This is a genomic window from Pseudomonas sp. NFXW11 (genome assembly GCF_049887815.1).
Lineage (GTDB): Bacteria > Pseudomonadota > Gammaproteobacteria > Pseudomonadales > Pseudomonadaceae > Aquipseudomonas.
On the sequence record NZ_JAGEKI010000007.1, the window covers coordinates 233,854 to 258,455 of the forward strand.

Annotated in this window: 27 protein-coding genes; 20 read left to right on the forward strand and 7 right to left on the reverse strand. The window is 61.7% G+C overall.

The features are described from left to right. Window positions 1–58 precede the first annotated feature (58 nt). Entirely contained in the window at window positions 59–850 is a 792-nt protein-coding gene (locus tag J4P02_RS13555; protein ID WP_426190984.1) for a hypothetical protein, read from the forward strand. A gap of 51 nt (window positions 851–901) precedes the next feature. Here the strand turns inward: J4P02_RS13555 and prmB are convergent, their stop codons facing one another. Continuing rightward, the gene (gene prmB, locus J4P02_RS13560) at window positions 902–1,810 is read right to left on the reverse strand and encodes a 50S ribosomal protein L3 N(5)-glutamine methyltransferase (protein ID WP_426190986.1); all 909 of its coding nucleotides are present in this window, start codon (window positions 1,808–1,810) and stop codon (window positions 902–904) included. Between the two features lie 240 nt (window positions 1,811–2,050). Between prmB and J4P02_RS13565 the strand changes: the two genes are divergently transcribed. From J4P02_RS13565 to J4P02_RS13585, 5 genes are all read left to right on the forward strand, one after another. Continuing rightward, on the forward strand, window positions 2,051–2,641 hold the full coding sequence (locus tag J4P02_RS13565) for a cysteine hydrolase family protein (protein WP_426190988.1): 591 nt from the start codon (window positions 2,051–2,053) through the stop codon (window positions 2,639–2,641). A gap of 129 nt (window positions 2,642–2,770) precedes the next feature. Next, window positions 2,771–3,091: a hypothetical protein gene (locus tag J4P02_RS13570; protein WP_426190990.1), complete on the forward strand. Its 321-nt coding sequence runs from the start codon at window positions 2,771–2,773 to the stop codon at window positions 3,089–3,091. A gap of 72 nt (window positions 3,092–3,163) precedes the next feature. Then, complete coding sequence (locus tag J4P02_RS13575) at window positions 3,164–3,721, forward strand: Smr/MutS family protein (RefSeq protein ID WP_426190992.1); 558 nt, start codon at window positions 3,164–3,166, stop codon at window positions 3,719–3,721. Between the two features lie 77 nt (window positions 3,722–3,798). Beyond that, window positions 3,799–4,344 carry a GTP cyclohydrolase I FolE gene (gene folE, locus J4P02_RS13580; protein ID WP_011062625.1) on the forward strand — a complete coding sequence of 182 codons (546 nt, stop codon included), beginning with the start codon at window positions 3,799–3,801 and terminating at the stop codon, window positions 4,342–4,344. Between the two features lie 114 nt (window positions 4,345–4,458). After that, window positions 4,459–4,830: a glutathione S-transferase N-terminal domain-containing protein gene (locus J4P02_RS13585; protein ID WP_426190994.1), complete on the forward strand. Its 372-nt coding sequence runs from the start codon at window positions 4,459–4,461 to the stop codon at window positions 4,828–4,830. A gap of 53 nt (window positions 4,831–4,883) precedes the next feature. Here J4P02_RS13585 and J4P02_RS13590 read toward each other — a convergent pair whose 3' ends face one another. After that, entirely contained in the window at window positions 4,884–5,486 is a 603-nt protein-coding gene (locus J4P02_RS13590) for a glutathione S-transferase family protein (RefSeq protein WP_426190996.1), read from the reverse strand. Between the two features lie 10 nt (window positions 5,487–5,496). Then, the gene (locus tag J4P02_RS13595; protein WP_426190998.1) at window positions 5,497–6,663 is read right to left on the reverse strand and encodes a PLP-dependent aminotransferase family protein; all 1,167 of its coding nucleotides are present in this window, start codon (window positions 6,661–6,663) and stop codon (window positions 5,497–5,499) included. 82 nt (window positions 6,664–6,745) lie between these two features. On the opposite strand from J4P02_RS13595, the gene J4P02_RS13600 reads away from it, so the two are divergent. After that, on the forward strand, window positions 6,746–7,189 hold the full coding sequence (locus J4P02_RS13600; RefSeq protein ID WP_426191000.1) for a MarR family transcriptional regulator: 444 nt from the start codon (window positions 6,746–6,748) through the stop codon (window positions 7,187–7,189). Window positions 7,190–7,472: 283 nt separating this feature from the next. Further along, on the forward strand, window positions 7,473–8,822 hold the full coding sequence (locus J4P02_RS13605; RefSeq protein WP_426191002.1) for an NCS2 family permease: 1,350 nt from the start codon (window positions 7,473–7,475) through the stop codon (window positions 8,820–8,822). Between the two features lie 172 nt (window positions 8,823–8,994). Here the strand turns inward: J4P02_RS13605 and uraH are convergent, their stop codons facing one another. Beyond that, window positions 8,995–9,348, reverse strand: coding sequence for a hydroxyisourate hydrolase (gene uraH / locus J4P02_RS13610; protein ID WP_426191004.1), 354 nt, complete (start codon window positions 9,346–9,348; stop codon window positions 8,995–8,997). A gap of 427 nt (window positions 9,349–9,775) precedes the next feature. Here uraH and puuE point away from each other — a divergent pair, with 427 nt between their 5' ends. From puuE to J4P02_RS13640, 6 genes are all read left to right on the forward strand, one after another. Continuing rightward, a complete protein-coding gene (gene puuE / locus J4P02_RS13615; RefSeq protein ID WP_426191006.1) occupies window positions 9,776–10,702 on the forward strand; it encodes an allantoinase PuuE in 927 nt (308 codons plus the stop codon). Then, window positions 10,699–11,214: a 2-oxo-4-hydroxy-4-carboxy-5-ureidoimidazoline decarboxylase gene (gene uraD, locus J4P02_RS13620; protein WP_426191008.1), complete on the forward strand. Its 516-nt coding sequence runs from the start codon at window positions 10,699–10,701 to the stop codon at window positions 11,212–11,214. The genes puuE and uraD overlap by 4 nt, the downstream gene beginning before the upstream one ends. Before the next feature lie 111 nt (window positions 11,215–11,325). Then, window positions 11,326–11,829 (forward strand): ureidoglycolate lyase, encoded by a 504-nt coding sequence (locus J4P02_RS13625; RefSeq protein WP_426191010.1) that lies wholly within the window; start codon window positions 11,326–11,328, stop codon window positions 11,827–11,829. 50 nt (window positions 11,830–11,879) lie between these two features. After that, entirely contained in the window at window positions 11,880–13,193 is a 1,314-nt protein-coding gene (locus tag J4P02_RS13630; RefSeq protein WP_426191012.1) for a urate hydroxylase PuuD, read from the forward strand. 172 nt (window positions 13,194–13,365) lie between these two features. Beyond that, window positions 13,366–14,724 carry a nucleobase:cation symporter-2 family protein gene (locus tag J4P02_RS13635; RefSeq protein ID WP_426191014.1) on the forward strand — a complete coding sequence of 453 codons (1,359 nt, stop codon included), beginning with the start codon at window positions 13,366–13,368 and terminating at the stop codon, window positions 14,722–14,724. A gap of 636 nt (window positions 14,725–15,360) precedes the next feature. Next, window positions 15,361–16,146, forward strand: coding sequence for an outer membrane protein OmpK (locus J4P02_RS13640; protein WP_426191016.1), 786 nt, complete (start codon window positions 15,361–15,363; stop codon window positions 16,144–16,146). Between the two features lie 56 nt (window positions 16,147–16,202). On the opposite strand, the gene J4P02_RS13645 is transcribed toward J4P02_RS13640, so the two are convergent. Further along, window positions 16,203–16,988: a FadR/GntR family transcriptional regulator gene (locus tag J4P02_RS13645; RefSeq protein ID WP_426191018.1), complete on the reverse strand. Its 786-nt coding sequence runs from the start codon at window positions 16,986–16,988 to the stop codon at window positions 16,203–16,205. 161 nt (window positions 16,989–17,149) lie between these two features. On the opposite strand from J4P02_RS13645, the gene J4P02_RS13650 reads away from it, so the two are divergent. After that, on the forward strand, window positions 17,150–18,460 hold the full coding sequence (locus J4P02_RS13650; RefSeq protein ID WP_426191020.1) for an MFS transporter: 1,311 nt from the start codon (window positions 17,150–17,152) through the stop codon (window positions 18,458–18,460). Window positions 18,461–18,475: 15 nt separating this feature from the next. Further along, the gene (denD, locus tag J4P02_RS13655) at window positions 18,476–19,474 is read left to right on the forward strand and encodes a D-erythronate dehydrogenase (RefSeq protein ID WP_426191022.1); all 999 of its coding nucleotides are present in this window, start codon (window positions 18,476–18,478) and stop codon (window positions 19,472–19,474) included. Window positions 19,475–19,565: 91 nt separating this feature from the next. Here denD and J4P02_RS13660 read toward each other — a convergent pair whose 3' ends face one another. Next, complete coding sequence (locus J4P02_RS13660) at window positions 19,566–20,735, reverse strand: patatin-like phospholipase family protein (protein WP_426191024.1); 1,170 nt, start codon at window positions 20,733–20,735, stop codon at window positions 19,566–19,568. A 50-nt stretch (window positions 20,736–20,785) separates the two neighbouring features. Then, on the reverse strand, window positions 20,786–21,718 hold the full coding sequence (locus tag J4P02_RS13665; RefSeq protein WP_426191026.1) for a lipid A biosynthesis lauroyl acyltransferase: 933 nt from the start codon (window positions 21,716–21,718) through the stop codon (window positions 20,786–20,788). A gap of 122 nt (window positions 21,719–21,840) precedes the next feature. Between J4P02_RS13665 and minC the strand changes: the two genes are divergently transcribed. The 4 genes from minC to J4P02_RS13685 all read left to right on the forward strand — a co-directional run bounded on the left by minC (window position 21,841) and on the right by J4P02_RS13685 (window position 24,573). Continuing rightward, window positions 21,841–22,578, forward strand: a complete 738-nt coding sequence (gene minC, locus J4P02_RS13670; protein WP_426191028.1) for a septum site-determining protein MinC — start codon at window positions 21,841–21,843, stop codon at window positions 22,576–22,578. A gap of 200 nt (window positions 22,579–22,778) precedes the next feature. Then, window positions 22,779–23,591: a septum site-determining protein MinD gene (gene minD / locus J4P02_RS13675; RefSeq protein WP_011062650.1), complete on the forward strand. Its 813-nt coding sequence runs from the start codon at window positions 22,779–22,781 to the stop codon at window positions 23,589–23,591. Further along, window positions 23,591–23,845, forward strand: a complete 255-nt coding sequence (gene minE / locus J4P02_RS13680) for a cell division topological specificity factor MinE (protein ID WP_019693048.1) — start codon at window positions 23,591–23,593, stop codon at window positions 23,843–23,845. Before minD ends, minE begins: the two co-directional genes overlap by 1 nt. A gap of 92 nt (window positions 23,846–23,937) precedes the next feature. Beyond that, the gene (locus J4P02_RS13685) at window positions 23,938–24,573 is read left to right on the forward strand and encodes an RluA family pseudouridine synthase (RefSeq protein WP_426191031.1); all 636 of its coding nucleotides are present in this window, start codon (window positions 23,938–23,940) and stop codon (window positions 24,571–24,573) included. Window positions 24,574–24,602: the final 29 nt, after the last annotated feature.

Genomic DNA, 24,602 nt, shown 5'->3' on the forward strand with positions numbered 1-24,602 from the left:
GCCTTTGCCGGCCGTTCGATTGCTGTCGGCGCGCAGCGATTGGACAGGACTTGCCGTTATGACTGATACCCCGAATTCACCCGCCGCCGAGCAGGAAGCCGCCGCCCCGCAAGCGGCGCCGCTGCCTTGGGCTGAGGTCCAGGCCGAACATCACAAGATGCTTCGCCTGGCCCCCCTGCAGACCGATCGTGCCACTGGCGGACGCCCCTTGCGCTTTGTCGAGTTCGGTTATGCCGAACGCAACAACAAACAACGCAGCCTGCTACGCATGACCATCAGCCTGCCCGGCCAGCGTGTGCGCAAGGAGCAGAATCACCTGGATGTGTGGGTCGACCACGAGACTCGCTGCGTGCATTTCGAACCCGAAGGCGGCCTGCAGATCGAACCGCTGAACCGCGGCATCGGGCGTTTCCTGATGGCCCAGGCCGCGCAGTGGGCACAGAAGAAGTGGTCGCACTACCGGATTGACGGTTTTGACCTGGCCAACAAGGATGCCCTCAACGAAGCCACCCGACTGCGTCGCGATCATGTGCTGCGCACCCAGGGTTTCGATGTGGTGTACGCCGATGCCCAGCACCTCAAGGGCAGCGTCAAGGAAGTCCAGGTCGGTGAACTGCTGAGCCAGTGGAACACCGAGAAGCTGCAGTTCGTGGAAATCCTCGAAGCCGCGCAGATGCTCCAGCAAGCGGAGCAGAACCTGGAAGAGCTGGAAGGCAAACTGCGCCAGCAGGAAGAGAAGGTTACCAAGTACAAGCGCGAGGACACCGGCCTGCGATTCACCATCACCTGCCTGGTAGCCTTCTCGGTGTTCCAGGCGGGGCTGCTGATCTGGATTGCGACACACCGCTAAGTCGCAATCCCTCAGCGCCAGCGGCCCGCGTTGCGCGGGCCGGCCTTCACCTCAGACGCGTGCTGCGAACAACGCCTGATGCTCGCGGCATTGTTCCGCCGTGAGCATGAACACGCCATGGCCGCCACGCTCGAAGTCCAGCCAGGCAAAATCCACTTGCGGGTACAGCGCCTCGACGTGCACCTGGCTATTGCCCACTTCGACAATCAACAAGCCCTTCTCGGTCAGATGGTCAGCCGCTTCGGCGAGCATCCGTCGCACCAGGTTCAGGCCATCCTCGCCACAGGCCAGGCCCAGCTCAGGCTCGTGCTGGTACTCGTCCGGCATGTCGGCAAAATCTTCGGCATCAACATAGGGCGGGTTGGACACGATCAGGTCGAAACGCTGGCCCGGCAACCCGTCGAAGCCATCGCCCTGCACGGTGAATACCCGCTCCTCGACGCCATGGCGCTCGATGTTCTGGTTGGCCACTTCCAGGGCTTCGAAGGACAGGTCGGCCAGCACCACTTCGGCCTCGCGGAATTCGTAGGCACACGCGATACCGATGCAGCCGGAACCGGTGCACAGGTCGAGAATCCGCGTAGGTTCGGTGCCCAGCCAGGGCTCGAAACGTTTTTCGATCAGTTCGCCAATGGGTGAACGAGGAATCAGCACCCGCTCATCGACGATGAACGACAGCCCACAGAACCAAGCCTCGCCCAGCAGGTAGGCGGTCGGTACGCGCTCTTCGATACGCCGCTTGAGCAGGTGCTGCAGGTGCACCAGTTCATCGTCCTCCAGGGCGCAGTCCAGATAGCTGTCGGCAATTTCCCAGGGCAGGTGCAAGGCCCCCAGCACCAGTTGCCGGGCTTCATCCCAGGCATTGTCGGTACCATGGCCGAAGAACAGATCCTCCCCATGAAAGCGACTGACAGCCCAGCGGATATGGTCGCGCAAGGTGCGCAGGCGGGAAGTGATCACGGGACAGACTCCTGAAAAAACGACCGACGATTCTACCAGCCAAAACGCCGGCCGACGACGAATGAAAAACCGCCACCGGCCGATCCTGCCGAAGTAGTTTTCCTGTCCAGGAAGGCCAACACCTTGCCCCTCTTGACAAGGCTGCAGGCCAACAACGGCGCACCTTACGTTAGTAGCGATTCACAGAAGCGCTCCGCCAGAGGACAATGTCGCAAAAGCCCCACTCACAGGAGCCCCAGAATGTCCGTTCCAAAGACGATGTTTCAACTCAGCGGTCGTGGTTATGCAGCGGCCAATTTGAGCCACGCGACCCTTGTGATCATCGACGCCCAGAAAGAGTACCTCAGCGGTCCCCTGGCCCTGTCCGGCATGGATGCAGCCGTAGCCAACATCCGCCAACTGCTGGTCGCTGCCCGCGCGGCTGGCCGGCCTATCGTCCATGTACGCCACCTCGGCACCGTTGGCGGCCTGTTCGACCCACAGGGCGAACGTGGCGAATTCATTCCCGGCCTTGAGCCCGAGGGTGACGAAACCATCATCGGCAAACTGCTGCCCAGCGCCTTCCATGGCACCCCGCTGGAAAAACGCCTGCAAGACCTCGGTGCCCTGGACCTGATCGTCGCCGGCTTCATGAGCCACTCCAGCGTCAGCACCACCGTTCGCGCGGCCAAGAACCTGGGTTTCCGCTGCACCTTGGTGGAAGACGCCTGCGCCACCCGCGACCTGCCCTACAAGGGGGGCATCCTCAGCGCCGAGCATGTTCAGCAGACCGAAATGGCAATCATGGCCGACAACTTCGCCACCCTCGCCCTGACCGCTAGCCTGGTCTGACTCGCCCTGGTGAGCGGCTGACGGGCCGCTCATCCATAAACGCCTCGCATTTGCAGCAAATACCCTAGCCTCAGGAACCACCCGGGCAACTCTCGGTCGAAGGGCCGATACCCATTGAGGAAGGTCGGAATGAAGATATCCGATGGTTTTGACGCACGCCGGTTGCGGCCCAAGAGCCCGCGTAACTGGCGCCTGCGCCTGGGGGCTGGATTCTCGGCCGTGCTGGCGACCCTGGGGGTGCTGTTGGCCATGGCCGGCACCGCGAGCCTGCTGGGACGGGCACCCATGCTGGGCGAGCTCAATGCCAACCTGGCGGCATCGGCGATAGTCCTGCTGCTGGGCCTGGTGCTGCTGTATATCGGGGTGCGCCTATGGCGTCGCTGTCGGCGCCGCATGCGCCAGCCACTGGCCCTGAACATGGCGCCACACCTGATGAAGAAACACGACTAGGCAGCCAATGCGATTTGCCCGCCTGAAGCTGCGCCGAGTTGGGTAAACTAGCCGCCCTTCGCGGAGGCTGACATGCAAGACGACGATTTTTCCCTGTTCAAGAACGAGATCCGCGGCGTCAAGCCGATCAAGCACGACCGTGCCGACACCGGCAAGCCCAAGGCCGACCGGGCGCAGATTGCCAAACTGCGCCAAGCGGCCACCGTGCGCAGCGACACCACCGCGGTGGATGGCCTGTCCGATCAGTTCGTGATCGACGTAGGGCCCGAAGATGAGCTGATGTGGGCTCGCGACGGGGTCCAGGAAAGCCAGATGCGCAAGCTGAAGATCGGCCAGATTCCTTTTGAAGGCAGCCTCGACCTGCATGGCATGACCGTGGAAAAGGCCCGGGAAACCCTCTGGGCATTTCTCGCCGAAGCCACCCGTTTCGAAATCCGCTGCGTGCGCGTGACCCACGGCAAGGCCGTGCGCCTGGACGGCAAGCGGCCAATGATCAAGAGCCACGTCAACACCTGGCTGCGCCAGCATCCACAGGTACTGGGCTTCACCTCCTGCCAGGCCAAACATGGCGGCACCGGGGCGCTGTACGTGATGCTCAAGCGCACCATGATGGAAGGCCGAGACGAATAAAGCCGCTGCGTCGTGCTTGCAGCGTCGTGTCCGCCACCGTACCCTTGCCCTTTGCGTAAAATCCCACAGGTAGTTTCATGTCCCTGGAACAGAATTACACCGCGATCCTCGGCCAACTGGGCGAGGACGTTTCCCGCGAGGGCCTGCTCGACACGCCCAAGCGTGCCGCCAAAGCCATGCAGTACCTTTGCCGCGGTTATGCCCAAACCCTGGAAGAGGTCACCAACGGTGCCTTGTTCAGCTCCGACAACAGCGAAATGGTGCTGGTCAAGGACATCGAGCTCTACTCGTTGTGCGAACACCACCTGCTGCCATTTATCGGCAAGGCCCATGTGGCCTACATTCCCAGCGGCAAGGTGCTGGGCCTGTCGAAGGTCGCGCGGATCGTCGACATGTATGCCCGCCGCCTGCAGATCCAGGAAAACCTCAGCCGGCAGATCGCCGACGCGGTCCAGCAAGTGACCGGTGCCCTGGGAGTTGCCGTGGTGATCGAGGCCAAGCACATGTGCATGATGATGCGCGGCGTGGAGAAGCAGAACTCGTCGATGATCACTTCGGTGATGCTGGGCGAATTCCGCGAAAATGCCGCCACCCGCAGCGAGTTCCTCAGCCTGATCAAGTGACAGTCGGGAACGCCAGAGCGGCCATAAAAAACCGGCGTTGATCGCCGGTTTTTTTTCGTCCGCTGAAAATCAGGTAAGCTGCCGCCCCTTCATTCATGGGCAAGAGGCATTACCGTGATCGTCAAAGCACTGCGAGTCGGCTTGGGCCAGCTCATCATTTTCATCGATTTCATCACCCGTCCACGCAAGCAGCAGCGCAGCGCCGCCGCTCAGGCACAAGTGACGGAAGCCGCCAAGGGCCTGGCCCTGTATCAGTTCCACGCCTGCCCGTTCTGCGTGAAGACCCGCCGCACCCTGCATCGCCTGAATGTGCCGGTGAGCCTGCGCGACGCCAAGAACAATGAGCAGGATCGCCAAGCCCTGCTGGAACAAGGAGGCAAGATCAAGGTGCCGTGCCTGCGCATCGAAGAGAACGGCCAGACCACCTGGATGTATGAATCCAAGGTGATCATCGACTATCTGAACCAACGTTTCTCTGCCGCCTGAAACCTGCCCCGGGGCCCTTAGGTCCCGGGCCGGTTACCTACCGCAACACGGATTCAGTCGAACATCGCCACATGCCGTGGATGACTCTGCACCCGCTGCATCCAGGCCTGAATGCCCGGGTAGCGCGAAAGATCGAAGCCCCCTTCATCAGCCACATGGGTGTAGGCATAGAGCGCGATATCGGCAATCGAGTAATGCTCGCCCACCAGGTAAGGCGTGCGGCTCAGCTGTTTCTCCATCACATCCAGTGCCTTGTAGCCGCGCTTGTGCAGCTTGAGGTATTCCTCGCGGCGCTCTTCGGGCAAGCCTTCGTACACTTGGATAAAACGTGCCACGGCAATATAGGGTTCGTGGCTGTATTGCTCGAAGAACTGCCATTGCAACACCTGGGTCCGCAAGCGCGGTTCGCTGGGCAGGAACTCACTGCCATCGGCGAGGAAATTGAGAATCGCGTTGGACTCCCATAGGCAAGTGCCGTCCTCCAGCTCCAACACCGGAATCTTGCCGTTGGGGTTCTTCGCCAGGAAGGCTTCGGTCTGGGTGTCGCCCCCGAGAATATCCACCGCCTGCCATTCGTAAGGCAGCCCCAGCAGATTGAGCATCAGCTTGATCTTGTAGCAGTTGCCCGAACGGTAATCGCCGTAAACCTTGTACATGGCCCTCCCCTTAGGCTGCCTGTGCAGCCTGTGCTTGACGTATCACGGTGGCCAGCCGCTTGAGGCCTTCGTCCAGCCGCGCTGGATCGATATGGCTGAAATTCAACCGCAGATACCCATGGTTGTGTTCCGGATCGGCAAAGAACGGCTCACCGGGCATGAATGTGACGTCGTGCTCCAACGCCGACTTGAGCAAAGTGCGGGTGTCCAGGGGCTGTTTCAAGCTCAACCAGAAAAACAATCCACCCTGAGGTACCTGCCAATCCGCCAGATCGGCGAAATGGGTGAGCAACGCGGCCTGAAAGGCATCGCGACGCTGGCGGTAGAAATCCCGCAATTGCGCCAGATGCTGCTGATACTCGACGCTGCCGATCCACTGCATGGCCTGCCACTGGCCCACGCGGTTGGTGTGCAGGTCGGCCGATTGCTTCAAGCGCAAAAGATGCGGAAACAGATCCGGACTGGCAATCAGGTAGCCCACGCGCAACCCCGGAAGCAGGGTTTTCGACAGGGTACCGGTGTAGATCCAACTGGCCTTTTTCAAGCGGCTGACAATAGGCGTGGCAGCGCCGCCATCGAAGTTCAGCTCGCGGTAGGGCTCGTCCTCGATCAGGGTCACGCCGAACTCGTCCAGCAAGGCTGCAACGGCTTCGCGCTTGGCCTCGCTGTAGCGCACCGCCGAAGGGTTCTGGAAGGTCGGGATCAAATAGACGAAGGCCGGGCGATGCTGCTCCAGGCGGGCACGCATCTGCGTCAGGTCCGGGCCATCGGCCTCCAGCGGCAGCGTCAGGCAATCGGCGCCGAACAGCTGGAAGATCTGCAGCGCGGCCAGATAGGTCGGGGCTTCGAGCATGATCTCGGTGCCCTTGTCGATATACAGCTTGGCCGCCAGGTCCAGGGTCTGCTGGGAGCCGCTGACCACCAGCACCTGGCTTGCCTCGCAGGCCAGGCCCAGCTTGCGCGCCTCGGCCGCCAAGGCCTCGCGCAATTGCGGCTCGCCTTCGCTCATGCCGTATTGGCCCATGGACAGCGGCATGTCCTGCCATTGCACCTTGGGCAGCATCACCTCGGCCGGCAGCCCCCCGGCGAACGACATCACCTCCGGGCGCTGGGCAGCCGCCAGGATTTCACGGATCAGGGAGCTTTTGAGACGCGACACACGTTCGGAGAAGGCCATGCAGATCACCGCTAGCGAAGGTTGGAAGGAATACGTCAAACTGCTTGACCGAAATTACGCCGACTCTCGCAGATACGTCAATATGCTTGACCTTGAAAATCAGACCGCACAGCAAACCGCCATGGAAGCCTTCTTCTTCGGCTATCAGGCATTTACCGCCAAGGCCGACGAAATGCTCGAGCGTCGCGGCTTGAACCGCGTCCACCAGCGCATCGTGTTCTTTATCGCCCGTTACCCGGGGCTGAGCGTGAAAGAGTTGCTGAGCCTGCTGGGCGTCAGCAAACAGGCGTTGAACATGCCCCTGCGCCAGCTGATGGAGATGCACCTGGTGAACAGCGTCGCCCCCGCCAGCGACAAGCGCAAACGCTTGCTGCAACTCACCGACGACGGTGCCCGTTTTGAACAGTCGCTGCGTCGCGAGCAGGTCAAGCTGCTGCAGCGGGCTTTCGCCGAGGCCGGGGAAAGTGCGGTCAATGGCTGGCTGGCAGTGAACCAGGCGCTGGCCGGAAAACCTGCCGAAGACTGACAGTCGCCCTGGGCGACTGCTTCGCCGGCGCCTATCTCTCGCTCTGATACAGCTCGCTTCGTACACGAAGCTGAGCACGATATAGCTACGCCCTCAGATTTTTCGCACACAAACCTCAAAACATTATTTGCTTTCTTTGTATACAAAAGCATAATTCGCCCGTGCGAGTTCTTGACCCGCAGGTCAATAAACCCCGCAAGCCTTACCTGCCTCACAGAGCCGCAGCCCACCCTCGCGTGCCCGGTTCTGGAAAAAACAATAAAACTCTTGAGGAGTACTCGCTGTGGAAAGCCGCAAATCCGAAACCTCGCCGCTGGACCTCTCGCCCTCGCTGCACAGCGGCTGGCTGGAGCGCATCTTCAAACTCAGGCTGCATGGCACCACCGTGAAGACCGAACTGATCGCCGGCCTGACCACCTTCATCACCATGGCCTACATCATCTTCGTCAACCCCAACATCATGGCCGACGCCGGCATCGATCACGGCGCCGCCTTCGTCGCCACCTGCATCGCCGCGGCCCTGGGCTGCCTGCTGATGGGGCTGTACGCCAACTGGCCGGTGGGCCTGGCCCCGGGCATGGGGCTCAACGCCTTCTTCACCTACACCGTGGTCGGCACCATGGGCTACTCCTGGGAAACCGCCCTGGGTGCAGTGTTCGTCTCCGGGGTGCTGTTCATGATCCTGACCCTGTCGCGGGTCCGCGAGTGGCTGCTTAACAGCATTCCGGTCAGCCTGCGCTATGCCATGGGCGCCGGGGTCGGGCTGTTCCTGGGGCTGATCGGCCTGAAAACCGCGGGCATCATCGTCGATAGCCCGGCCACCCTGATCAAGCTCGGCTCCCTGCGCGAACCCGGCCCGCTGCTGGCGGCGATCTGCTTTCTGATGATTGCGGTACTCAGCTATCACCGGGTATTCGGCGCGATCCTGATCAGCATCATCGCCGTGACCCTGGCCGGCTGGGGCCTGGGCCTGGTGCACTACAACGGCATCCTCTCCACCCCACCGAGCCTGGCACCGACCTGGATGGCCATGGACGTCGCCGGTGTATTCAACGTCAGCATGATCAGCGTGGTCCTGGCCTTCCTCTTCGTACACATGTTCGATACCGCCGGCACCCTGATGGGCGTGGCCCAGCGCGCCGGCCTGGTGAACCCCGACGGCCGCATCGAAAACCTGTCCCGGGCGCTCAAGGCCGATAGCGCTTCCAGCGTGTTTGGCGCAGTGGTCGGCGTGCCGCCGGTCACCAGCTATGTGGAAAGCGCCGCGGGCGTTGCCGCCGGTGGCCGCACCGGCCTGACCGCGGTCACGGTGGGCGTACTGTTTATTGCCGCGATGTTCTTCGCCCCGCTGGCGGGAATGATTCCGGCCTACGCCACCGCCGGCGCCCTGATCTATGTGGCGATGCTGATGATGGGCGGCATGGCCCATATCAACTGGGACGAAGCCACCGACAGCATTCCGGCGATCGTCACGGCGATCATGATGCCCCTGACCTTTTCCGTCGCCGACGGCATCGCCCTGGGCTTTATCACCTACGTGGTGCTCAAGGCCGGCACAGGCAAGCACCGGGAAATCTCCATCAGCCTCTATGTGCTGTGCGCGATCTTCATTGCCAAGTTCGTCTTCCTCTAGGCCTGCCTGCCCCATCCGGATTGCCTGAAGGCCTTTCGCCGGCAGCCGGCTCCTACAGAAACAGGTAGGAGCCGGCTTGCCGGCGAAGCTTTTACCCCAGGCATAAAAAAGCCCGCAGTGTGAGCGGGCAAAGACCAAAGAAGCTATGTGCGCAGGATTCTTGGGGGTAGTCCTAGCTTCCTCTGTAGGTCGAATAGCTGTAAGGCGAAATCAGCAATGGCACGTGGTAATGCTCCTGCTCGGCGCTGATGCCAAAACGCAGCACCACCACATCGAGGAAGGCCGGTTGAGGCAGTTGCACGCCCCGGGCGCGGTAGTAGTCGCCGGCGTGGAAGTGCAACTGGTAGACCCCGGAACGGTAGTCGTCACCCTGCAGCAGCGGCGCATCGCAGCGACCATCGCTGTTGGTCAGGGTGCTGGCAACCAGCTCCAACTCCTGCCCTTGCACTCGATACAGCTCGACCTTGATCGCGCTGCCTGGGCAGCCATGTGCGGCATCCAACACGTGTGTAGTCAAACGTCCCATTGCTTCTGCGTGCCTGTAGCCACTTGGGCGTGCAGGCCCCGCGCCTCCCGGAGTCAGTGATAGAAAAGGGGGCCGCTGCGTTTCGACAGATGAAAGGCTGCGGCGCGAGCACGATTAAGACATTTTTCAAAAAAATTGTACACAATAATAATCGCCATAATTGCGTATGACACTGCTGCATCCCGCTGCTTACCGATTGAGCTCAACGCCTTGCCAGCAGACGACTTGCCATCCATTAGCTGACCATCCAGGCAAGTTTCTTGCAGGTAGCGGGCATAGCGACAAAAGCACAAAAATGCAAAAAAACAGGCTTACAAAGTGCAAATAATTTTGTATACAATCAGCCCATCGCAGTGACGCTCGCCTGGCTTCCCGGCTTCAGGTCCCGCCACGCCACCGTTCATCACGAATAAGAAGGAAGACTGCAGTGAGCGCTGACTACCCACGCGACCTGATCGGTTACGGCTCCAACCCTCCTCACCCTCACTGGCCGGGCAATGCCCGGGTCGCCCTGTCCTTCGTGCTCAACTACGAGGAAGGCGGCGAGCGCAACATCCTGCATGGCGACAAGGAGTCGGAAGCCTTTCTCTCGGAAATGGTCTCGGCGCAACCGCTGCAGGGCGAGCGCAACATGAGCATGGAATCGCTGTACGAGTATGGCAGCCGCGCCGGGGTCTGGCGGATTCTCAAGCTGTTCAAGGAATTCGACATTCCGCTGACCATTTTCGCCGTGGCCATGGCTGCCCAGCGCCATCCGGACGTGATCCGCGCCATGGTCGAGGCCGGCCACGAAATCTGCAGCCACGGCTACCGCTGGATCGACTACCAGTACATGAACGAGGCTCAGGAACGCGAGCATATGCTCGAAGCGATCCGCATCCTCACGGAAATCACCGGTGAACGCCCCCTGGGCTGGTACACCGGCCGCACCGGCCCGAACACCCGACGCCTGGTGATGGAGGAAGGCGGCTTCCTCTATGACTGCGACACCTACGACGACGACCTGCCCTACTGGGAACCCAACAACCCCACCGGCAAGCCGCACCTGGTAATCCCCTACACCCTGGACACCAACGACATGCGCTTCACCCAGGTGCAGGGCTTCAACAAGGGCGACGACTTCTTCCACTACCTCAAGGATGCTTTCGATGTGCTCTACGCCGAAGGCGCCGAGGCACCGAAGATGCTTTCCATCGGCCTGCACTGCCGGCTGATCGGTCGCCCGGCGCGCCTGGCGTCGCTCAAGCGCTTCATCGAATACGTCAAGGGCCATGAGCAGGTCTGGTTCACCCGCCGGGTGGACATCGCCCGTCACTGGCAGCAAACCCATCCGTACCAGGGAGCGGCACAATGACTGCGTTCCACAGCCTCAAGCCTTCGAGCCTGAGCCGCGAAGCCTTTATCAAGGCCTTTGCCGACATCTACGAACATTCGCCCTGGGTGGCGGAAAAAGCCTACGAACTGGGCCTGGACGCCTCCGTCGACCAGATCGAAACCCTGCATCAGCGCATGAGCGACATTCTCCTGAGCGCCGATCACGCCAGCCAGTTGGCCCTGATCAACGCCCACCCGGACCTGGCAGGCAAGGCCGCGGTCCGGGGCGAGTTGACCGAAGCCAGCACCCATGAGCAGGCCGGCGCCGGCATCCATCAATGCACGGCCGAAGAGTTCCAGCGCTTCACCGAGCTCAACGATGCCTACAAGGCCAAGTTCAAGTTTCCCTTCATCATGGCGGTGAAGGGCAGCAACCGGCACCAGATCCTCGCGGCGTTCGAAAGCCGCATCCACAACTCGGTGGACGCCGAGTTCAAGTGCGCCCTGGAGCAGATCAACAAGATTGCGTTGTTCCGTTTGCAAACCCTGTAACCGGGCCCGGGAAAGCCCGGTGTCCGGAACCTTGTGTGAAGCCTGGCGCAGCGAATCCACCGGCAACGCCAGCGCCACCGACAACAACGAACTCAAGATAAGAAGAACAGCATGCGCACACTAGTGATTGAGCCCCTGAGCAAAGAAGCCTTCGCCCCTTTTGGTGACGTGATCGAAACCGACGGCAGCGACCACTTCATGATCAACAATGGTTCGACCATGCGCTTCCACCGCCTGGCGACGGTTGAAACCGCCCAGCCGGAGGACCAGGCGATCATCAGCATCTTCCGCGCCGACGCGCTGGAAATGCCCCTGACCATCCGCATGCTGGAACGCCATCCGCTGGGCAGCCAGGCTTTTATCCCGCTGCTCGGCAACCCCTTTCTGATCGTGGTCGCGCCGCTTGGCGATGCACCTGTATCAGGCTTGGTCCGCGCCTTCGTCAGCAATGGCAGGCAGGGCATCAATTACCATCGCGGCGTTTGGCACCACCCGGTGCTGACGATCGAAAAGCGGGATGACTTCCTGGTGGTTGATCGCAGTGGCACAGGCAACAACTGCGATGAGCATTTCTTCAAAGAGGATGAGCGTCTGATCCTCGCCCCCCACCAATAAGAGAAGGTCTGATCACTCGACGACAGGGTGACAGGCAAGAGGTAAAGACTGTGGAAGCACATCTGTTGGAATGGCTCAACCTGAGCGTGCGTTGGGTACATATGATCACTGGTGTGGCCTGGATCGGCGCATCGTTCTACTTCGTCTGGCTGGAGAACAACCTCAATCGCGTCAACCCCAAGGACGGCCTGTCCGGCGACCTCTGGGCGATTCACGGCGGCGGTATCTACCACCTGGAGAAATACAAGCTGGCACCGCCCTCGATGCCGGAGAACCTGCACTGGTTCAAGTGGGAAGCCTACTTCACCTGGATGTCGGGGATTGCCCTGCTGTGCCTGGTGTTCTACTACAACCCGATGCTCTACCTGGTTGCCCCCGGCAGTGGCCTGACCGGCCCTGAAGGCGTGGCCATCGGCATTGGCGCGTTGATCGCCGGCTGGTTCGTCTACGACTTCCTCTGCGATTCGCCCCTGGGCAAGAAGCCCGCCCTGCTCGGCTTCATCCTGTTCGTGCTGCTGATCGGCGCGGCCTACGGCTTCAGCAAGGTGTTCAGCGGCCGTGGCGCCTACCTGCATGTGGGCGCGATCATCGGCACCATCATGGTGGGCAACGTGTTCCGCATCATCATGCCGGCCCAGCGCGCACTGGTGGCGGCGATCGCGGAAAACCGCACCCCGGACCCGACCCTGCCGGCCAAGGGCCTGCTGCGCTCGCGCCACAACAACTACTTCACCCTGCCGGTGCTGTTCATCATGATCAGCAACCACTTCCCGAGCACCTACGGCAGCCAGTACAACTGGCTGATCCTGGCCGGAATCGCGGTGCTGGCGGTGTTGGTGCGGCACTACTTCAACACCCGGCACGACAGCCACAAGTACGCCTGGACCCTGCCCGTGGCCGCCCTGGGCATGATCTGCCTGGCCTATGTCACCGGCCCTACACCTGCGCCCAGCGCCCCGGAAGTCGCCAAGGCCCCGGGCCAGATCGAATACCAGCCATTGCCGGAAACCGCCCAGGGCGGCGGCGCCAAGCCGGCAGCAGTGGCCGCTGCAGCAGCACCGGCGGCACCGGCAAGCGCCCCGGCACAGGCCAGCAACGCTGGCCCGTCGTTCGACAAAGTGCACAGCGTGATCCAGGAGCGTTGCTCGGTCTGTCACTCGGCCAAACCCACCAGCCCGCTGTTCAGCACGGCACCGGCCGGGGTGATGTTCGATACCCCTGAACAGATCCGCCTGCAGGCCGCGCGGATCCAGGCCCAGGCCGTCGCGAGCCAGATCATGCCCCTGGGCAACATCACCCAGATGACCCAGCAGGAGCGTGAACTGATTGGCGCCTGGATTGCCCAGGGAGCCCAAACCAACTGATCAATGCCTGTCCCCAGGCTGTTTCGCGAGCAAGCTCGCTCCTACAGAAGCGGACTCATCTGTAGGGGCGGGCTTGCTTGCCGTCCGCCGCTCAAGATTCGCCTGTTGCACAAACGTTGCGCGCCAAGACGCAGCGGCTAAATCACAAGAATAAGAACATCCGAGGTGTTGCATGTCCGATTCATCCGAACAGTGCGTCCCCGATGCGCCCGCCATTGTCCGCTTGCCCTTCTTGCAACTGATCCTGGTCGGTCTGCAACACGTTCTGCTGATGTACGGCGGTGCCATTGCCGTACCACTGATCATCGGACAGGCCGCTGGCCTGAGTCGTGAAGAAATCGCCTTCCTGATCAACGCCGACCTGCTGGTGGCGGGGATCGCCACCATCGTCCAGTCAATGGGCATCGGCCCCATGGGCATTCGCATGCCGGTGATGATGGGCGCCAGTTTCGCCGCCGTGGGCAGCATGGTGGCCATGGCCGGAATGCCCGGCATCGGCATGCAGGGGATTTTCGGCGCGACCATCGCCGCCGGTTTCTTCGGCATGCTGATCGCGCCCTTCATGTCCAAGGTGGTGCGCTTCTTCCCGCCCCTGGTCACCGGCACGGTGATCACCTCGATCGGTCTTTCGCTGTTTCCCGTGGCCGTGAACTGGGCCGGCGGTGGCAGCACCGCGGCGCAATTCGGCTCCCCCATCTACCTGACCATCGCCGCCCTGGTGCTGGGCACCATCCTGCTGATCCACCGCTTCATGCGCGGTTTCTGGGTGAATATCTCGGTACTGATCGGCATGGGCCTGGGCTATATCCTCTGCGGCCTGATCGGCATGGTCGACCTGGGCGGCATGGCCCAGGCGCCCTGGCTGCAGATCGTTACACCGCTGCACTTCGGCATGCCGCAGTTCCACCTGGCGCCGATCCTGTCCATGTGCCTGGTGGTGGTGATCATCTTCGTCGAGTCCACCGGGATGTTCCTGGCCCTGGGCAAGATCACCGGCCAGGAGGTCACCCCACGCATGCTGCGCCGCGGCCTGCTGTGCGACGCCGGGGCCTCGTTCTTCGCCGGTTTCCTCAACACCTTCACCCACTCCTCCTTCGCCCAGAACATCGGCCTGGTGCAGATGACCGGAGTGCGCTGCCGTTCGGTGACCCTAGTGGCCGGCGGCCTGCTGATCGTCCTCAGCCTGCTGCCCAAGGCGGCGTTCCTGGTGGCCTCGATTCCCCCGGCGGTGCTGGGTGGCGCGGCCATCGCCATGTTCGGCATGGTGGCCGCCACCGGGATCAAGATCCTCCAGGAAGCCGATATCGCCGACCGGCGCAATCAATTGCTGGTGGCCGTGAGCATCGGCATGGGCCTGATTCCCGTCGTGCGCCCGGAGTTCTTCGGCCACCTGCCCCTGTGGATGAGCCCCATCACCCACAGTGGCATCGCCATGGCGACCTTGAGTGCGCTGGTATTGAACCTGCTGTTCAACATCCTCGGCGGCAGCGAGCGCGCGGCCAATGACCCACACCACGCGCATCAGCATTGATCCAGCAGCAGGGCTGCCGATTCGGCGCCCTGCCCTTGTTCCACTGTTCCCCCTTGATCGCAGCGCTCGTCCGCCATGGAACGACGCTGCCCACTAGACGCTGCGCCTTGAAAATAAAAATAAACAGGGAGCAACACCTATGCAGCCTGCCCAGGCCCACCTGGCGGTGGCCGCTCGATGGCCATTAACGCCACACCATCGCCCTGACTGCCGCCAGTCAATGCCCGTCTATTGCCCTGCATTGCGGATGCCTGCCTGAGATGGCCGACATGCCCGCCCCAAACTGGTTGCAAGTGCGCCGTAGCGGAGCACTTGAGCCCTGCCGTGGGAGCCAGTATTCTCCGCGGCCGCGCAGCTCCGGGGTAAAAAAAAGCCCGGATGAAAAACCTGACCCGAAAGCCAACTTATCCCGGCCCAGGCAGGTAACAAGGCGTAGAAAATCTGTGCTGAAAAGCTCTCGACCGACTGTATCGCTGCAGCCGGACGGGAGTTTTTTGCTTTTTTTCGGCCTTGGCTCAGCTCTTGCTAACAGCAATAAAGCTGACCGATCGGATGGTTTTTACAGCAACGAAAAAGGCGCCACACCAGAGCGCCAAGCCAAAAAAACGTGGAACTACCTACTTTGGGAGCAACCGAATGAAACCGATGTGCAAGAGCCTGATGTTGGCCGCCAGTGTGCTGGTGGGGGGGCAGGCCGTGGCTGGCGACCTGTTGCAATGGCAGAACAACAGCCTGACTTACTTGTATGGCAAGAACTTCGAAGTCAACCCGCAGATTCAACAGACGGTGACCTTCGAACACGCCGACGCCTGGAAATACGGCGACAACTTCTTCTTCCTCGACCGGATCTTCTACAACGGCAAGGAAGACGGCAACGTCGGCCCGGACACCTACTACGGCGAGTTCACCCCGCGCCTGTCGTTCGGCAAGATCTTCGACCAGAAGCTGGAGTTCGGCCCGATCAAGGACGTGCTGCTGGCCATGACCTATGAGTTCGGCGAGGGCGACAACGAGTCCTACCTGATAGGTCCCGGTTTCGACCTGGCCGTACCCGGTTTCGACTACTTCCAGTTGAACTTCTACCAGCGCCACACCGAAGGCAGCCGCCCGGGTGACAACGTCTGGCAGATCACCCCGGTCTGGTCCTACACCATTCCCGTGGGCAGCTCGGACATCCTGATCGACGGCTACATGGACTGGGTGGTGGACAACGACCGCAACGCCAAGGGCACCTACCACGCCAACCTGCACTTCAACCCGCAGGTCAAGTACGACCTGGGCAAGGCACTGAACTGGGGCGCCAAGCAGCTGTACGTCGGTTTCGAGTACGACTACTGGAAGAACAAGTACGGTATCGAGGATTCGCGCAACTTCGAAACCAACCAGGACACCGCCAGTCTGTTGGTCAAGTACCACTTCTGATAGTCGCCTGATGCCGCCAGCTCCCCTCTATGTCGGGGAGCTGGCGGCATTCGCCATCAGCCGATGCGCGAACCGGAATCCCGCCAGAATGCCGGATCGGCACTCTTGAGCCGCTCCACCGCGTTGTGAATGTGGCCCAGCGCCGCTTGCCTCGCCCCTTCAATATCCCGCGCCGCAATCGCCGCGTAGACCGCCAGATGCTCGGCACGCACCGTACGCGCAAGATCCTTGCGCCGTTCCTCATTGGAGCGGGTGATGCGGATCGCTTCCTTGATGAATTGCGCAATGAATTCATGCAGGGAGGGATACAGCGGATTGCCGGTGGCCTGGGAAATCGACAAATGGAACGCCAGGTCCTGTTCCACGCCGTCCTGACCTGCCAGTTCGGCGCTATCGATGGCCAACAGCGCCTGATGGATCGCCTGCAGTTGCTGGGGCGTATGACGCTGCGCCGCCAGCGCCGCCGCCTCGCCTTCGATGCCGCGACGCAATTCGGTGACCCTGAGCACCGCCTCGATCGAGCCACGCACATCCAGGTCGATGGTGAACGCCTTGATATGTGCGCCCTCGCAGACCACCGTGCCGCTGCCCTGGCGCACCTCGACCAGCCCCGCCGACTTCAAACGCGATATCGCCTCGCGGATCACCGTGCGGCTAACGCCAAAGCGCTCGCAAAGCACAGGCTCGGTGGGCAGGCGCGCGCCCGGCAGAACCTCGCCATTGGCGATATGTGCCTTGAGTGCTGCGGTGACCTGATCTGCCAGCGTGCCCTTGGCCGAATCCTTGAGCGTCGCCAGGGAGTCGACGGCAGGGGAAGAGTAATCAGGCATGGACATGGGCATCTCGATAATCAAATGGGCTAACGGTACTGCATTTCAGGCACGCCGTCCTGCCCGGTGCCCAACCGTTGAATTCGTATGATGTATTATGTTATCTAAGCCATGTCAGCAAGTCCGATAAAAACAAAATCACCCAAATACAAGAAACAAGGATGGGTAAAGACATGCCTGAATCACTGTCACAAACCGCCTCTCCAACAGCCACCGCCTCCTTCGAGGACCTGGCCTACCGCAAAGTCGCCTGGCGCATCCTGCCGCTGCTGTTGCTGTGCTATCTGGTGGCCTACCTGGACCGGGTCAACGTCGGCTTCGCCAAGTTGCAGATGTCCGAAGACCTGCAGTTTTCCGAAGCGGTCTATGGCCTGGGCGCCGGGATTTTCTTCATTGCCTATTTCCTGGTGGAGATTCCCAGCAACCTGATCCTGCATCGGGTCGGTGCACGCCTGTGGATCGCGCGCATCATGATCAGCTGGGGCGTCATTTCCTCGTGCATGGCCTTCGTCAGCACTCCCACCTCCTTCTATGTCATGCGCTTTTTGCTGGGCATCGCCGAGGCCGGGTTCTATCCGGGGGTCATCCTCTATCTGTCGTATTGGTTCCCCGCAAATCGTCGCGGCAAGATGTACGCGCTGTTCGCCACTGCCGTGCCACTGTCGGGGTTGATTGGCGCACCGCTGTCCGGCTGGATCATGAGCGCCCTCAATGGCCATCAGGGCTTCGCTGGCTGGCAATGGATGTTCTTTCTCGAAGGTTTGCCCTCGGTCCTGGTCGGCGGCCTGGTGATCTATTGCCTTAGCGACCGGATCGCCGACGCTGGCTGGCTGACTCGCGAACAGAAGAGCCTGCTGCAGGCGAGGATCGCGGCCGAGACCGGTAACCACCAGGTACACAGCGTCCGACAAGTGTTCGGACAACCACGGATCTGGCTGCTGACCGCTATCTATTTCTGCATGATCGCCGGCTTCTACACCGTCGGTTTCTGGCTGCCTTCGCTGATTCGCCAGGCCGGAGTCAGCGATGTATTCCAGGTTGGCATGCTCACCGCGATTCCCTACGCGGCGGCGGCACTGACCATGGTGCTGATCTCCCGCAGCGCCGATCGGTTGCGCGAACGTCGCTGGCACCTGGCGCTGACCGCCGTGCTGGGCGGGGTTGGACTGATGATTTCTGCCACCTGGAGCGACAATTTCACGGTGTCGATGATCGGCCTGACCCTGGGCGCCATGGGCGCCTTCAGCACCCTGCCACTGTTCTGGAGCCTGCCCACCGCCTTTCTCGGCGGTACCGCGGCTGCGGCCGGGATTGCCCTGATCAACTCCTGGGGCAACCTCGCCGGTTTCGTTTCGCCCTACCTGATGGGCTTTCTCAAGGACCTGACCCAGAGCACCACGATCGGCATGTACGTGATGGCCAGTGCGCTGTTCGTCGGAGCCCTGCTGGTCTTCAAAATCCCCGGAAAACTGGTCAATCGCTAATAGCTGGAGTCACTCATGAATATTCTTGTCACCGGCGCTGCCGGCTTTCTCGGCCGTCGCCTGATCGACACGCTGCTCGAACGCGGCTCACTGACCGACCGTCACGGCCAACGGCGCCCCATCAAGCGGATAACCGCATTCGATCGGGAACCTGTGCAAGGCCTCGATGACCCGCGGGTCCTGGTCAAGGCTGGGGACATCACCGATCCCCAGGTCCTTGCACACCTGCTAGACGCCGACACCCAGAGCATCTTTCACCTGGCCGCGGTGGTCTCCAGCCAGGCGGAACGGGATTTCGAACTGGGTATGCGGGTCAATTTCAGCGCGACTCAAAGCCTCCTGGAGCGAGCGAGGCAACTGGGCACCTGCCCCAAATGGGTAATGACCAGTTCGGTAGCGGTCTTCGGCGGGCAATTGCCGGACATCGTCGGCGACGATCAGGTATGGGCTCCACAGAGCTCCTATGGCACCCAGAAAGCCATGAACGATTTGTTGCTCGCCGACTATAGCCGGCGCGGCTTCGTCGACGGCCGCAGCCTGCGCATGCCCACCATCGTGGTGCGCCCGGGTAAGCCGAACCTGGCGGCATCGAGCTTTGCCAGCGGGATCATCCGTGAGTCGCTCAACGGCCAGCCTAATGTCTGCCCGGTCCCGTTGAGCACCCGGCTCTGGCTGATGTCCCCGGCCCAGGCCATTGCCAACCTGATTCACGGCCATGAACTGGCCGCCGCGAGCTTGGACCAGGGCCGGGTGATCAACATGCCCGGTCTGTCACAGACGGTGGAACAGATGCTCGATGCACTGCGGGAAGTCGCCGGTGACGCGGTGGCCCGGCAGGTTCAACTGCGACCGGATGCGACCATCGAACGCATCGTCGGCTCCTGGCCGGGAGCCTTCAGCGCGCCTTATGCAATGCAACTGGGCTTCACCGCAGACGCGGATTTTGCCAGCGTGATCCGGCAGTTCATCTGCGACGATCACCACCATCATCCGAGCGACACGAAACCTTTGTAGTGAAATTACGCTGAAAAAAGTACAGCCCCGAATATCTGCAAGAGGCGGCCAAAGGAGCAAGGGCACCAAGCGAATATCGCCCTCAGTTACTTCAGGCCTGCGGCATTCCCGACAGCCCAAGGAAGCGTGCCAGCTCCTCGCGCTTGGCCAGGGCATCGCTGCGCCCCAGTTCGATCAGCTCATTGCAATAGGATGCCTCGAACAGCAGATAGCTCAGCACCCCCGCGCCGCTGGTGCGGGTCGCGCCGGGCCCACGCAGGAACAGCCGCAGGGCCGCCGGCAGCTCCTGCCGATGGCGCGCGGCAATTTCGTCGATCGGCTGGCTCGGGGCAATCACCAGTACGTCCACCGGTGCGATGCCCAGATGGCGGTCGGCCGCACTGCCGGGCAGCAGCCTACTGAAATGGTTGAGTCGCTCCAGCAGTTCGATATCGCTTTCCAGGCTGTCGATAAAGGTGCTGTTGAGCATATGGCCACCGATCTGCGCCAGGGTCGGCTCCTGCCCGGTATAGGCGCGTTGCAGGCTGCTGTCCGGATCATTGCCCCGAGGGTTGCCGCTGACCCCCACCACCAGCACCCGGCTGGCCCCCAGGTGCAAGGCCGGGCTGATGGGCGCCGACTGGCGTACTGCACCGTCACCAAAGTACTCCTGGTCGAGCTTCACCGGCGCAAATAGCAGCGGGATCGCCGAACTGGCCAGCAGGTGGTCCACCGTCAGGTGCGTGGGCACGCCAATCCGTCGATGGCGCAACCAAGGCTCGATCACCCCGCCGCCTTCATAGAAGGTCACGGCCTGGCCGGACTCATAACCGAAGGCAGTCACCGCCACCGCGTGCAATTGCCCCTGGGCAATGGCCTGGCGAATGCCCGAAAGGTGCATGTGCTGGTTGAGCAGATCGCGCAACGGCGAGCTGTTGATCAGTGCCACTGGCACCTGGGCGCCCAGACCCAGCAGGCTGTGGCCAACGAAACGGCTGGCCTGGCGAATCACCCCGGACCAGTCGCTGCGCATCACTTGGTCGCTGCTGAAATTGCGCCAAAAGGCCGTGAGGCGTTCGATTGCCGCGGAAAAATCCGCCGCGCCACTGGCCAGGCTGACGGCATTGATGGCTCCGGCAGAGGTGCCGACAATCACCGGGAACGGATTGCGCGCCCCCGGGCCCGAGAGCTCGGCAATCGCCGCCAGCACGCCCACCTGGTAGGCCGCTCGGGCACCACCACCGGAAAGAATCAACCCCGTGACAGGTTCTGCCGCACTCATCCACTCACTCCATCCATGGCGCCCTGGGGCCGCTGGTCAATGCCTGGGGGTCAACCGCGCTTGCTATAGAGCCTGGGCTCGCCCGGTGGCCGGCTCTTGAAGCGTCGATGGGCCCAAAGGTACTGCTCGGGGCAGGCGCGCAACGCCGTTTCTACCCATTGGTTGATGCGCAGGCAATCTTGTTCTTCGCTGGCACCGGGAAAGTCCGTCAAGGGTGCGTGGATCACCAGGCGATAACCTTTGCCGTCGGCCAGGCGCTCCTGGGTGAAGGGCACCACCAGCGCCTTGCCCAGGCGAGCGAACTTGCTGGTAGCAGTGACGGTCGCTGCCTGGATGCCGAACAGCGGCACGAAGATGCTTTGCTTGATGCCGTAGTCCTGATCCGGTGCATACCAGATCGCTCGGCCGGAGCGCAGCAGCTTGAGCATGCCGCGCACGTCGTCGCGCTCTACCGCCAGGGAGTCCAGGTTGTGCCGCTCGCGGCCACAGCGCTGAATGAAGTCGAACAGCGGGTTCTTGTGCTCGCGGTACATGCCGTCGATGGTGTGCTGCTGGCCGAGCAGTGCTGCGCCGATCTCCAGGGTGGTGAAATGCGCGGCCATCAGGATCACCCCTCGCCCTTCACGCTGGGCCTGCTTGAGGTGCTCCAGGCCCTCGATATGGGCCAGGCGCGCCAGGCGCGGCTTGGACCACCACCAGCTCATGGCCATCTCGAAAAAGGCGATGCCGGTGGAGGCGAAGTTTTCCTTGAGCAGGCGCTTGCGCTCTGCGGCGGATTTCTCCGGGAAACACAACTCCAGGTTACGTTGGGCAATGGCGCGCCGGGCGCCGGCCACCCGGTACATCAGCGCGCCCAGGGCACGACCGACTTGCAGGAGCACGGGATAGGGCAACTGGACGATCAGCCACAGCAGCCCAAGGCCCAGCCACAGCGGCCAGAAACGGGGGGAAAGAAATGCAGCTCGAAAACGCGGGCGATCCATTACAGATTCCGGGACAGACAACAAGGTCGCGCATTCTACATCGGTTCGACCTGGCTTGCGGCCCGCGGGCGATCTCGTTATAAGTCTCGGCACTTTCAGTGACAAGCCGCCTTCTGCAAACCATGAGCCAAACCGAATCGCTAGACCAAGACCCTGTGTTCCAGTTAAAGGGCAGCATGCTCGCCATCACGGTCCTGGAACTGGCCCGCAACGACCTGGAAGGCCTGGATCGCCAACTGGCGGCGAAAGTCGCCCAGGCCCCGAATTTCTTCAGTAATGCACCGCTTGTGCTGGCGCTGGACAAGCTGCCGGCTGCCGAGGGCTCAGTGGACCTGCCCGGGCTGATGCGCGTCTGCCGCCATCACGGCCTGCGGACCCTGGCGATTCGCGCCAGCCGCATCGAGGACATTGCCGCGGCGATTGCCGTCGATCTGCCGGTGCTGCCGCCGTCCGGCGCCCGTGAGCGGCCGCTCGAACCGCCGGAAAGCGAAGTCAAGAAAGTGCCGGAAAAGCCCCCGGAGCCCGCGGTCAAACCGACCCGCATCATCACCTCGCCAGTACGCGGCGGACAGCAGATCTATGCCCAGGGTGGCGATCTGGTGGTGGTGTCTTCGGTCAGCCCGGGCGCGGAACTTCTCGCCGATGGCAATATCCATGTATACGGCCCAATGCGCGGCCGGGCCCTGGCAGGCGTCAAGGGCGACACCAAGGCGCGGATCTTCTGTCAGCAATTGAGCGCTGAACTGATCTCCATCGCCGGCCAATACAAGGTTTCCGAGGACCTGCGACGCGATCCGCTGTGGGGCTCGGGAGTCCAGGTCAGCCTGTCGGGTGACGTGTTGAACATCACACGTCTTTAACGGATACTGCCGCATTTTCCAAACATCTCTAAAACCTAGCGATAACGGCTCAAACGAAGTAGGAAATTGGCAATCAGCAGTGTTTACCGAGGTAAATCCTGCCGCTGACCGAACTCCAGCCAAGGCTGTCCGACTGCAGTAGTTTTCATAGAGATGTTTTTCAGGGGCTAAAAGTCCTTTTTCCTTAGGGGTGAAACACCTTGGCCAAGATTCTCGTGGTTACATCCGGCAAGGGTGGTGTGGGTAAAACCACCACCAGCGCCGCTATCGGTACCGGCCTCGCTCTGCGCGGCCACAAAACAGTGATCGTCGACTTCGACGTCGGCCTGCGTAACCTCGACCTGATCATGGGCTGCGAGCGTCGCGTGGTGTACGACTTCGTCAACGTGGTCAATGGCGAAGCCAACCTGCAGCAAGCCCTGATCAAAGACAAGCGCCTGGAAAACCTCTACGTACTGGCTGCCAGCCAGACCCGCGACAAAGACGCGCTGACCCTGGAAGGCGTGGAAAAAGTCCTGATGGAACTCAAGGAAACCTTCGAGTTCGTGGTCTGCGACTCCCCGGCCGGTATCGAGAAAGGCGCGCACCTGGCCATGTACTTCGCTGACGAAGCGATTGTCGTGACCAACCCGGAAGTGTCTTCGGTACGCGACTCCGACCGCATGCTCGGCCTGTTGGCGAGCAAATCCCGTCGCGCCGAAAAAGGCGAAGACGCGATCAAGGAACACCTGCTGCTGACCCGCTACAACCCGGAGCGCGTGAGCAACGGCGAAATGCTCGGCGTTGAAGACGTCAAAGAAATTCTTGCGGTGACCCTGCTGGGCGTCATCCCGGAATCCCAGGCAGTGCTCAAGGCCTCCAACCAGGGCGTGCCGGTGATTCTCGATGACCAGAGCGATGCGGGCCAGGCCTACAGCGATGCGGTTGACCGCCTGCTGGGCAAAACCGTGGAACACCGGTTCCTTGATGTCGAGAAGAAGGGATTCTTCGAGCGCCTGTTTGGAGGTAGATAATGAATCTTTTTGACTTCTTTCGTGCCAACAAAAAGGTCAGTACCGCGTCGGTAGCGAAAGAGCGTCTACAGATCATCGTGGCGCATGAACGCGGCCAGCGCAGCACCCCTGATTACTTGCCGGCCTTGCAGAAGGAACTGGTGGAAGTGATCCGCAAGTACGTCAATATCGGGTCCGACGACGTGCACGTCGCTCTGGAAAACCAGGGCAGCTGCTCGATCCTGGAACTCAATATCACCCTGCCCGATCGCTGATCGGTCCTGCAGGAGCCACGGCGGCTCGCTGGCCTCATGCACTGCATCGAGGCCGGCGAGCCGCCGTTGGCGTTTGTTACGAGGCTGTTTTAATGCCGTTGTCGAATATTCACATCCTGCACCAGGACGCCGCCGTCCTGGTGGTGAACAAACCTACCCTGCTGCTTTCCGTCCCCGGCCGCGCCGATGACAACAAGGACTGCCTGATCACCCGCCTGCAGGAAAACGGTTACCCCGAGGCGCTGATCGTGCACCGCCTGGATTGGGAAACCTCAGGCATCATTCTTCTGGCTCGGGACCCGGACACCCATCGCGAGCTGTCACGACAGTTTCATGATCGTGAAACTGAAAAGGCCTACACCGCACTCTGCTGGGGCCAGCCGGAACTGGACAGCGGCAGCATCGACCTGCCCTTGCGCTACGACCCGCCGACCAAGCCTCGGCATGTGGTGGACCATGAGCACGGCAAGCACGCCCTGACCTTCTGGAAAGTGCTGGAGCGCTGCGGCGACTGGTGCCGGGTCGAGCTGACCCCCATCACCGGCCGCTCCCATCAATTGCGCGTGCATATGCTGTCCATCGGTCATCCGCTGCTGGGCGATGGCCTGTATGCCCACGCCGCAGCCCTCGCTGCCTGGCCGCGCCTGTGCCTGCACGCCAGCATGCTCAGCTTCACCCACCCGCAGAGCGGCGAGCGCTTGCGCTTCAACTGCCCGGCGCCGTTCTGAAGCCATCAGCTGCAAGGGCCGGCTTGCCG

What these genes read in the sequence shown, in the direction of transcription:
- J4P02_RS13555 (WP_426190984.1), top strand. Translation starts at nt 59, where the DNA reads ATGACTGATACCCCGAATTCACCCGCCGCCGAGCAGGAAGCCGCCGCC.
- J4P02_RS13565 (WP_426190988.1), top strand. Translation starts at nt 2,051, where the DNA reads ATGTCCGTTCCAAAGACGATGTTTCAACTCAGCGGTCGTGGTTATGCA.
- J4P02_RS13570 (WP_426190990.1), top strand. Translation starts at nt 2,771, where the DNA reads ATGAAGATATCCGATGGTTTTGACGCACGCCGGTTGCGGCCCAAGAGC.
- J4P02_RS13575 (WP_426190992.1), top strand. Translation starts at nt 3,164, where the DNA reads ATGCAAGACGACGATTTTTCCCTGTTCAAGAACGAGATCCGCGGCGTC.
- folE (WP_011062625.1), top strand. Translation starts at nt 3,799, where the DNA reads ATGTCCCTGGAACAGAATTACACCGCGATCCTCGGCCAACTGGGCGAG.
- J4P02_RS13590 (WP_426190996.1), bottom strand. Translation starts at nt 5,486, where the DNA reads ATGTACAAGGTTTACGGCGATTACCGTTCGGGCAACTGCTACAAGATC.
- J4P02_RS13595 (WP_426190998.1), bottom strand. Translation starts at nt 6,663, where the DNA reads ATGGCCTTCTCCGAACGTGTGTCGCGTCTCAAAAGCTCCCTGATCCGT.
- J4P02_RS13600 (WP_426191000.1), top strand. Translation starts at nt 6,746, where the DNA reads ATGCTTGACCTTGAAAATCAGACCGCACAGCAAACCGCCATGGAAGCC.
- uraH (WP_426191004.1), bottom strand. Translation starts at nt 9,348, where the DNA reads ATGGGACGTTTGACTACACACGTGTTGGATGCCGCACATGGCTGCCCA.
- uraD (WP_426191008.1), top strand. Translation starts at nt 10,699, where the DNA reads ATGACTGCGTTCCACAGCCTCAAGCCTTCGAGCCTGAGCCGCGAAGCC.
- J4P02_RS13625 (WP_426191010.1), top strand. Translation starts at nt 11,326, where the DNA reads ATGCGCACACTAGTGATTGAGCCCCTGAGCAAAGAAGCCTTCGCCCCT.
- J4P02_RS13635 (WP_426191014.1), top strand. Translation starts at nt 13,366, where the DNA reads ATGTCCGATTCATCCGAACAGTGCGTCCCCGATGCGCCCGCCATTGTC.
- J4P02_RS13640 (WP_426191016.1), top strand. Translation starts at nt 15,361, where the DNA reads ATGAAACCGATGTGCAAGAGCCTGATGTTGGCCGCCAGTGTGCTGGTG.
- J4P02_RS13645 (WP_426191018.1), bottom strand. Translation starts at nt 16,988, where the DNA reads ATGCCCATGTCCATGCCTGATTACTCTTCCCCTGCCGTCGACTCCCTG.
- J4P02_RS13650 (WP_426191020.1), top strand. Translation starts at nt 17,150, where the DNA reads ATGCCTGAATCACTGTCACAAACCGCCTCTCCAACAGCCACCGCCTCC.
- denD (WP_426191022.1), top strand. Translation starts at nt 18,476, where the DNA reads ATGAATATTCTTGTCACCGGCGCTGCCGGCTTTCTCGGCCGTCGCCTG.
- J4P02_RS13660 (WP_426191024.1), bottom strand. Translation starts at nt 20,735, where the DNA reads ATGAGTGCGGCAGAACCTGTCACGGGGTTGATTCTTTCCGGTGGTGGT.
- J4P02_RS13665 (WP_426191026.1), bottom strand. Translation starts at nt 21,718, where the DNA reads ATGGATCGCCCGCGTTTTCGAGCTGCATTTCTTTCCCCCCGTTTCTGG.
- minC (WP_426191028.1), top strand. Translation starts at nt 21,841, where the DNA reads ATGAGCCAAACCGAATCGCTAGACCAAGACCCTGTGTTCCAGTTAAAG.
- minE (WP_019693048.1), top strand. Translation starts at nt 23,591, where the DNA reads ATGAATCTTTTTGACTTCTTTCGTGCCAACAAAAAGGTCAGTACCGCG.
- J4P02_RS13685 (WP_426191031.1), top strand. Translation starts at nt 23,938, where the DNA reads ATGCCGTTGTCGAATATTCACATCCTGCACCAGGACGCCGCCGTCCTG.